This window comes from Candidatus Jordarchaeum sp. (assembly GCF_052745115.1).
Genome location: NZ_JBRAKS010000167.1, coordinates 1 through 8,519 on the forward strand (window position 1 = coordinate 1; position 8,519 = coordinate 8,519).

Annotated in this window: 6 protein-coding genes; 4 read left to right on the top strand and 2 right to left on the bottom strand. The window is 43.9% G+C overall.

From position 1 onward, the window contains the following. Nucleotides 1-109 precede the first annotated feature (109 nt). Together ACUVXA_RS12265 and ACUVXA_RS12270 are read left to right on the top strand one after the other, a co-directional pair. A complete protein-coding gene (locus ACUVXA_RS12265) occupies nt 110-1,057 on the top strand; it encodes a zinc-dependent alcohol dehydrogenase (protein WP_445871558.1) in 948 nt (315 codons plus the stop codon). 313 nt (nt 1,058-1,370) lie between these two features. Continuing rightward, nucleotides 1,371-3,299, top strand: coding sequence for a thiamine pyrophosphate-binding protein (locus ACUVXA_RS12270; RefSeq protein WP_445871559.1), 1,929 nt, complete (start codon nt 1,371-1,373; stop codon nt 3,297-3,299). A 128-nt stretch (nt 3,300-3,427) separates the two neighbouring features. Here ACUVXA_RS12270 and ACUVXA_RS12275 read toward each other — a convergent pair whose 3' ends face one another. Further along, complete coding sequence (locus tag ACUVXA_RS12275) at nt 3,428-4,084, bottom strand: DUF1847 domain-containing protein (protein ID WP_445871560.1); 657 nt, start codon at nt 4,082-4,084, stop codon at nt 3,428-3,430. Between the two features lie 348 nt (nt 4,085-4,432). Then, the gene (locus tag ACUVXA_RS12280; protein ID WP_445871561.1) at nt 4,433-5,227 is read right to left on the bottom strand and encodes an SDR family NAD(P)-dependent oxidoreductase; all 795 of its coding nucleotides are present in this window, start codon (nt 5,225-5,227) and stop codon (nt 4,433-4,435) included. A gap of 112 nt (nt 5,228-5,339) precedes the next feature. On the opposite strand from ACUVXA_RS12280, the gene ACUVXA_RS12285 reads away from it, so the two are divergent. Then, entirely contained in the window at nt 5,340-6,338 is a 999-nt protein-coding gene (locus ACUVXA_RS12285; RefSeq protein WP_445871562.1) for an NAD(P)H-dependent flavin oxidoreductase, read from the top strand. A gap of 124 nt (nt 6,339-6,462) precedes the next feature. Beyond that, the gene (locus tag ACUVXA_RS12290) at nt 6,463-8,241 is read left to right on the top strand and encodes a thiamine pyrophosphate-binding protein (RefSeq protein WP_445871563.1); all 1,779 of its coding nucleotides are present in this window, start codon (nt 6,463-6,465) and stop codon (nt 8,239-8,241) included. Nucleotides 8,242-8,519: the final 278 nt, after the last annotated feature.

The following is an 8,519-nucleotide window of genomic DNA, read 5'->3' on the forward strand; positions in this document are numbered from 1 at the left end:
ATCTGGTCAGCCCCCTCTCGGACTGAAGCGAAAAGCTTTTTCATAGCAAATATTTATAATACCTGTATTCATCTTTGGCATAATTGTTGACAAATATGAGGTGGAATCGTTGAAGGCTCTTTTATGGGATGGTAAACCCCTCCCCGAAGGTTTCTATTTAGATGATGTTGAAAAGCCGGTTCCTAAAAAGGATTGTGTGCTGGTTAAAACAAAATTGTGTGGTATATGTGGGTCAGATATGGGAATTATTACTGGTAAGATGGCGTTGGCTGATTTTATGGCAAAACCGCTTACTTTTGGCCATGAAGTTGTAGGAATAATTGATGAGATCGGTAATGGTGTGGAGGGTTTTAAGGTAGGAGACAGAGTGGTTGTGGATGGGGCGGCTGGGTGCGTCGAGCTGGGGTTGGAACCATGCGATATGTGCAGGCTGGGTCGTTACAGTCTCTGCTATAACCAAGCTATGCTCGGTGGTGGTTTAGGGTATAATCAGGTAAATGGTGGTGGATTCGCCGAGTATTTCTTGGCACACAAGTCTAAGGTTTATAAGATTCCTAATATTGTTTCGGATGAGGATGCGGTTCTGACCGAACCTTTGGCTGTTGGGATTCATTCTTGCTTTGTAGGGAATCCCGCAAGTAAAAAAGTTGCCATAATTGGTGCGGGAGCCATTGGTTTACAGATTCTTCAAGCGAGTAAAGTAATGGGGGCACTAGAAATATTTGTATCAACGGAGTTCGAGTATCAGGCTAAGCTTGCTGAGGAGTTGGGAGCGGACAATGTATACTGCTTGGAAAGGGGTGAGACGCCCGCTACAGAGATAACTATGGCAACTGGTAAAGGAGTTGACCTAACATACGACGCTGTGGGAAGCGCACAGACACTGCAGGACGCTATTAATATAACGAAGCCACGTGGAGAAATAGTCTTCGTAGGTTTAATGAGAGAGGCTAAAATAGATTTTCTAATGTTCAGCGTTAAAGAACTCAAAATATATGGCGTAAACGGCTATCCCCTTGAACCACAGGTGGCAAGAACCCCGTTCGACATAGCATAAGAGCTTGAGGAAAAAGGAAAGGTTAAAAACAAACCGTTACTCACAAAAACCTTCAAACTGGAAGAATGGAAACAGGCCTTTGAGACGCAACTAAACAAGAAAAAGTTCAAATCCACAAAATTAGCGTTCAAACACTATTAAATCCAATTCCTCTTTCCATAAATAATATTTAATCACTAAGAGCTTATCCCAACAAACGGATTTATCATTTTTAATTAATCATTTAAATAAATAAGCATGAGTGAAGATTTAAATATGAAACTCGGTGAAGTAGGAACACTGCTAATCCCTAAAAATCTTTGGGAGGATAAAAATGAGCCTAAAAAGGACGGAAGATATTAAAGAGGAAAAAGCGGTTGAAAAAAAAGTGATAGAAAGAGTCGCTGTGAAGAAAATTGAGACCGAACCATCCGAAATTGGGGTAGAAGAGCTAAAGCCCAAATATCTTGAGATGTCAGAACGGCGTGAGTGGACTGGAGGAGAATTACTCCTAAGTTGCTTAGCTCAAGAAAAAGTGCGCTACATTTTCGGAGTGGTTGGAGGACAATGGGTAACTTTTATGGACGCTCTATACCGTGAAGGCGAAAACCTTGGAATAAAATATATTGGTACCAGACACGAGCAGGCAGCCGGCCATATGGCAGACGCCTACGCTCGCCTCACAGGTAAACCCGGAGTATGCCTAGGAACCGTAGGACCAGGAGCTGCAGATCTGATTCCGGGAGTGTATCCCGCGTACGCTGACAGTATACCCATGGTGGTACTAACGGTTCAAAATCAGACCTGGAAATGCTATCCCGACTATGGTTCCAGTCAGGGATGCGACCAACTGAGCCTATTTAAGAGCGTAGTAAAATGGAACGCCATGATTTCTCACTGGAAACGGATACCACAAATGGTGCAACAAGCATTCCGCACCGCAACCGCTGGTCAACCGGGACCGGTTCACCTAGACATCCCGGTAGATATACTATTTGAGATGGGATCCTTAGAAGATGTCCGCATCGTTCCTCCGGAAAGATACCGGGCTATAAAACCAGCCACGGGAGATCCCGACCTAGTAAAAAGAGCGGCAAAGATGCTTGTGGAAGCAAAATTTCCACTAATCCACTGCGGAGGAGGAGTGCTCAGATCAAGAGCCAGTCAAGAAATAGCAGAACTAGCCGAGCATCTGGGAGCAGTGGTGACCGGTACTGCCTTTGCAAGAGACGCCCTCTCCGACGATAATCCATTGTATTTTGCCACGGGGAATTATGGAGGCGTCGCGGCTAAAACCCAGGCAGACACTGTGCTTGTAGTGGGAAGCAGTTTAAGTGTTTATGATTTTTGGGGTAAACCTCCGGGATGGAAGAGTCCTGAAGAACAGAAATTCATACAAGTAGACATTGACCCGGAAATGATAGGATTAAACCGAGACGTGGACTTGCCCATTGTGGGAGACGCCAAATCAACCTTGAGAGCGATAATAAATGAAGTAAAAAGATTGACAGGAAAAAAGACTCCCAATCCGGCATTTACGGCGTTGAGACAAGCTGCGGAAATGCAGATACAAGGATTAAAAGAGTTAATGGAATCAGATGTCAAACCCATCCACCCCTTAAGAGTAGCAAAAGAGGTAAGAGACTTCTTCCCCAAAAACGCGATAAGTATACTAGATGGTGGAAACATCATAATGTGGTATACTTTCGTTCACCGAGTATACGAACCCGGAACTCATCTCCAAGCATTAGACTCTGGACACCTTGGAGTGGGACTGCCCTACGCTATAGGGGCAAAGCTAACAGATCCCAAAAGACCAGTGTACGCAATATGCGGAGACGGAGCCTTCATGTTTAACATTCAGGAATTAGAAACCGCAACCCGACTAGAAGTACCATTCGTAGTAATCGTGATGAACGACCGTACCTGGGGAATGATCAAGAGTGCACAGAGGCTAAACTTTGGAGATAGATTCATCGGCGTTGACTTCTTCGACGTGAGATACGATCTAGTGGCTCAGGCTATGGGATGCTACGGAGAGCGCGTGGAGGATCCTAAAGAGATTCGCCCCGCCCTCGAAAGAGCGGTGAAATCAAACAAACCAGCAGTATTAGACGTAATAATCGATAAGGAAGTAAATCTTGCACCACCTGGTCTGGAATTCATTTACGCAATGTGGCTTGAAGGCTGCGAAGTACCCAAAATTGAGGAAAAATCAGAAGAAGGAACAAAAGTAAAAGAAGATGTCAAAGAAGTAGCTTAAAAATAGCTAATCCTTAATTCTTCCTTTTTTCAAAACTTGTTTTCTAATAAAGAGTTAAGAAATGTCTTATTGACGAAAAGAAACAAAAACCAAAAAAAGGAGAAAAAAATTTTTAGATTTTTTAAAAATTATTTCTGGCTCAGCTTCTTCTGTAGTTCACCAAAATACATGCTGTAATAATAGGTGTTAATTGCTCCGGCTGGATTGTGTGCTAGTGGACGATCCTTGGCTATTAGAGTAGTTACCCCCGCTTCTGAAAACTTGGTAAACAGGACATCGTGACCCACACAGAGTCCTACGAGCACATTCATTTCAGTCTTTTGCTCGTTAAGATATAAGGCCTGAGCCACCGGATTACAAGAAATTTCACCTATAAGATAACCCGTTTTGGAGTAGCCTATGTACTCGTCAGAAAGATCCAAATCTTTTTTCCATAATGCTCCGGTTTTGCAACATACCGAAACCACTTCGAATCCAAATCCTTCCAAGGTGTAGCTCACAGCACCGGCCTCCCGGTGCAAGCCTACGCAGAATGCTACACCCAGTTTCTTGTATTTCATTCTCTGGGCAAACTCGATGGTGTCCCTCAAGCGGGGCCATTCCATGTATCCCGTTGCCTCCACGATACTTGATTGCCTTGCCAGTTCTCTAATCTCTGGGTCGGTATTGTATATCTCCTTAGCCTTTTCCATAACATCGTCACTGGTACTCATAGGACAGTCAGCAGGTAGTTTTTCTCCGCCGCCAAAAATACAAGCCAAAATAGTACAGTAAGCACATTTCACAAAAACACCACCAAACCTTGGCTTAAAAATACCACATAGTACAAGTTTTCATATTAAGAGGGGCAAGGCCTTATTAAATTTTTACTAAAGTCTACCAGTCGAGATACTTGAGATACATGTTTAGAGTTTATTTTCTTTCATTTATCATTTTCAAAACAGGATATAGATTTCAGAAGACTTTCAATGGAAAAGATAAGATGCATTAAAAAAAGTTCCAAGAATTAAACAAACAGAACTTAATCCTGAAGGGAAAAAGCCTAATATTGTTAATAAAAAAATAAAAAATAAACTTATTTAGAGGAATAGAATAACTAGATCCAAATAATTCTGTAGTTTGGGTGTTTAGTTTTAGATTCCCAAGTTATTAAGTCCTAGCGCTTTGTAGGGTGCTTGATGAACCAAGTTGAACATAGTACTTCCTCCATCTACTAGGAATACCTGTCCTGTTATGTAGCCTGCTTGCGGTGAGGCGAGTAAGGCTGTAATCTCAGCAATCTCTTCTGGTTTTCCTAGTCTACGAACAGGCATCTCTTTGTAGAATTCAGGGGCAATTGCAATAAATGGTGCCAGTATAGGTGTATCAATAAATCCAGGGGCAATTACGTTTGCGGTGATTCCCCTGTATCCTATTTCTATCGCTAGGGATTTAGTAAATCCCATAACGGCAGACTTTGCCGCAGCATAGTTAGCGCCGGCAGCCATACCAGTAATTCCCGCATTCGAGGATATGTTAATTATTCTGTCTCCTTTCTGCATGGATTTAAGCACAGCTCTTGTGAAGTAGAATGCACCATCAACAGTGATCCTAAACATTTTGTGCCACTGCTCTGTAGTCATATCCTGAACCAGCCCCGCGTCACCGATGCCGGCGTTATTTACTAGAATCCCAATTCTTCCAAGTTTTTGCTCAGTTTCTAAAACTGCTTTGTTTACTTGCTCCTCATCAGCCACATCACACTGAACCGCAATTGCCTTTCCACCAAGTTCTTCAATTTCTTTTACTACTTTTTGTGCTCCTTCAAAGTTGATGTCAACTACAGAAACTTTTGCTCCTTCCTTTACAAAACGCAGAGAAACCGCTCGTCCAATGCCTGAGGCCGCTCCGGTAACTAAAGCAACTCTACCTTCCAACCTTTTTTCCACCAATTAACCACCTTCTCGATACATCTGTTTTATTACTTTTAATTTTAATTCTTTAATCCGCAACAAAAATTTATTAGCCTGCTTAAAGAAATTTGCAGAAAGGTGAATATAAATGAGTGCGATTAGAACTGAACTATGCAATATGTTAGACATAAAGTATCCCATTATTCAGGCGGCTATGGGACCGTTTTGCACCAATAAGCTTGCAGTAGCGGTTTCAAATGCGGGAGCTCTGGGCACCATAAGCATAACACAAATGACCAGCGACCCCGATGTGGCAGGCGAAAAAACATTGGAAAATATTAACTATGTAAAAAAACACGCCAAAAACACTTTTGCCGTAAACACACCTGTAGGAAAGCTCATAGAGCCCATGGCCAACAGAATAATAGAGGTTACCATTGAAGAGAGGGAAAAAGACCCGAAACTAAAAAAACAATTAAAAGCTTTCATAACCTCAGCCGGAGACCCTACACTATACACTAAAAAATTACACGACGCCGGACTACTACACTTCCATGTAGCACCCTCAGTTTACCACGCCAAAAAGACCGAGAAAGCGGGAGCAGACGCCGTAATTGCTTCGGGATTCGAAGCCGGAGGACACACCCACTCCAGACCAGTCCACACACTCATACTAGTTCCTGAGGTAGCAAAATCCATCAAAATACCGGTTATCGCAGCTGGAGGCTTCTGCAACGCTGAGGGATTAGTTTCCGCCTTAGCTGCTGGAGCCGTGGGAATCCAGATGGGAACCAGATTCATCGCCACCGAGGAATGTGACTTCCACCCGAAGTATAAGGAAGCCGTTGTTAAGGCAGGAGAATGGGACACTGTCGTCGTTCCTGGTGTATTAGGCCCAGCAAGGGTTCTCAGAAACAAGCTCATCGAAGAATTTGAGAAGAAGGGTGCTTCGGGTGTATCCGAGTGGGAGCTTGCAAAATTGAAGGATCTCGCATTATTAAAGGCTATGGAAGACGGTGACATCGAATCTGGTGCTCTGCCCGCAGGAATGGTGGCTGGAAGCATTCACGAAATCCTAACCGTAAAAGAAGTAATAGAAGAAATAATAAGAGAAGCGGAAAAAATTCTCAAAAACTTAAAACTATAATAAAATAAAAACTATTTTTACACAAATAAATATTTATTGGATGAAAACCAAAAAAGATAATAAATCAGAGAATAATAAGATTACAAATTAATAGAAAATTATGTTTTGGGAGGTATGTAGAGATTTGAATATTTCAGGAGGCGACCTGCTTCTAAGATGCATTGCCCAAGAAAAGGTGCGCTACATTTTCGGAGTAGTTGGTGGACAGTGGCTACCCTTCATAGACGCCATATATCGCGAAGGCAAAAACTTGGGAGTAGAGTATATAGGAACCCGACACGAACAAGCCGCCGCACACATGGCAGACGCCTACGCCCGCCTCACAGGTATTCCCGGAGTATGCCTAGGAACCGTGGGGCCGGGAGCAGTCGACTTGGTCCCTGGTACCTACCCGGCATACGCAGATAGTATACCGATGGTAATACTTACTGTTCAAAACCAGACCTGGAAAATATACCCCGACCATGGATCCACCCAAGGTTGCGACCAGCTTGACCTTTTTAAGGGAGTAGTAAAATGGAACGCTCTAATTTCCCATTGGAAAAGAATACCCGAACTGGTACAGCGAGCATTCCGAACCGCCGCTGGAGGACAACCGGGACCCGTGCACCTAGATATACCAGTAGACGTACTGGCGGAAATGGGCCCCGAAGATAGTGTCCGTATAGTTCCTGCCGAGAGATATCGGGCAGTCAAACTTCCTGTGGGAAACCCCGAGCTAGTAAAAAAAGCCGCCAAAATACTGGTTGAAGCACAATACCCTCTAATCCACCCCGGAGCAGGGTCCATGAGGTCACGAGCGAGCAAAGAACTCGCAGAACTCGCTGATTACTTAGGAGCACCGGTGATCGGATCCGTATGCGCAAGAGACGTTCTACCCAACGACCATCCACTATACTATCCAGCTGCCTCAATGGGTGCCCTAACAGCAATGGGACAGGCGGACGCTGTACTCATGGTCGGCAGCAGCCTATGTGATTACGATTTTTGGGGAAACCACCCACCATGGGGACACCCTGACAAACAGAAATGGATCCAAATAGATATAGACCCTAACATGATAGGGGTAAACCGTGATGTAGATGTTCCCATCATTGGAGACGCCAAAGAAACTCTGAAAGCAATATTGGAAGAAGTCAAAAAATTAACGGGCAAGAAACCACCGAATCCAGCTCTAACAGCTTGTACCCAAGCCTTAGAAAGCCAAAGAGAACAGTACAAACAGTATATCGAGGAAGACGTAACGCCTATCCACCCCTTGAGAATCATCAAAGAGGTCAGAGAATACTTCCCCAGAAACGCCATAAGCATTGTCGACGGGGGAAACACCGCACTCTGGTACACTTACCTCAATCTAGTCTACGAGCCGGGAACATTCCTTCAAGCAGCAGACTCCGGACACCTCGGAGTAGGACTACCATACGCCATAGCGGCAAAACTAGTAGACCCTAAAAGACCAGTATACGCAGTATGCGGAGACGGAAGCTTCATGCTAAACATCCAAGAACTGGAAACCGCAGCCCGACTGGAAGTACCCATAATAATAATCGTAAATGATGATCGTCAATGGGGCATGATCAAGGGCGGACAAAAACTTGTCTTTGGTGAAAGATATCTTGGTGTCGACTTCATCGATGTTAGATACGATCTGGTTGCTCAGGCCATGGGTTGCCACGGTGAGCGCGTCACCGAACCAAAGCAGATTCGTCCAGCCCTTGAGCGTGCAGTTAAATCGGGGAAGCCAGCTGTTATCGATGTAGTGGTTGACCGGGAGGCTAATCTCGTTCCTCCAGACTTGGCTATGATTAACGCTATTTGGCTTGAAGGCGTGGAAATGCCTAAAGTTGAGGAAGAAGTGCCGGAAAAACCGAAAGTCAAGGAACGCGTACCAGAAGCAGCCTAAATCTAATCTATTTACCCTTTTTTCAATTTTTTTTCTTTTTGTTATTTACTTTCTGCCTTTTAATCTTATTATTACGCGAACCTCTAATGATTGTGGTCGGTGCTTTTTCGTATTCCTCTTAGGTGGATTCGCTCTGCTTTTTTAAAGCTTTTTCTTCTATTGTTACCTCTTCGGGTTTCAATGTTGACGTGGTTGTGGATGCGGGTTCTGCGTGTTTGTCGAATTCGGTTGCATATCTTTTAATAATGGTTGATAGAGTGACTAGAGTGAAGCCCGGG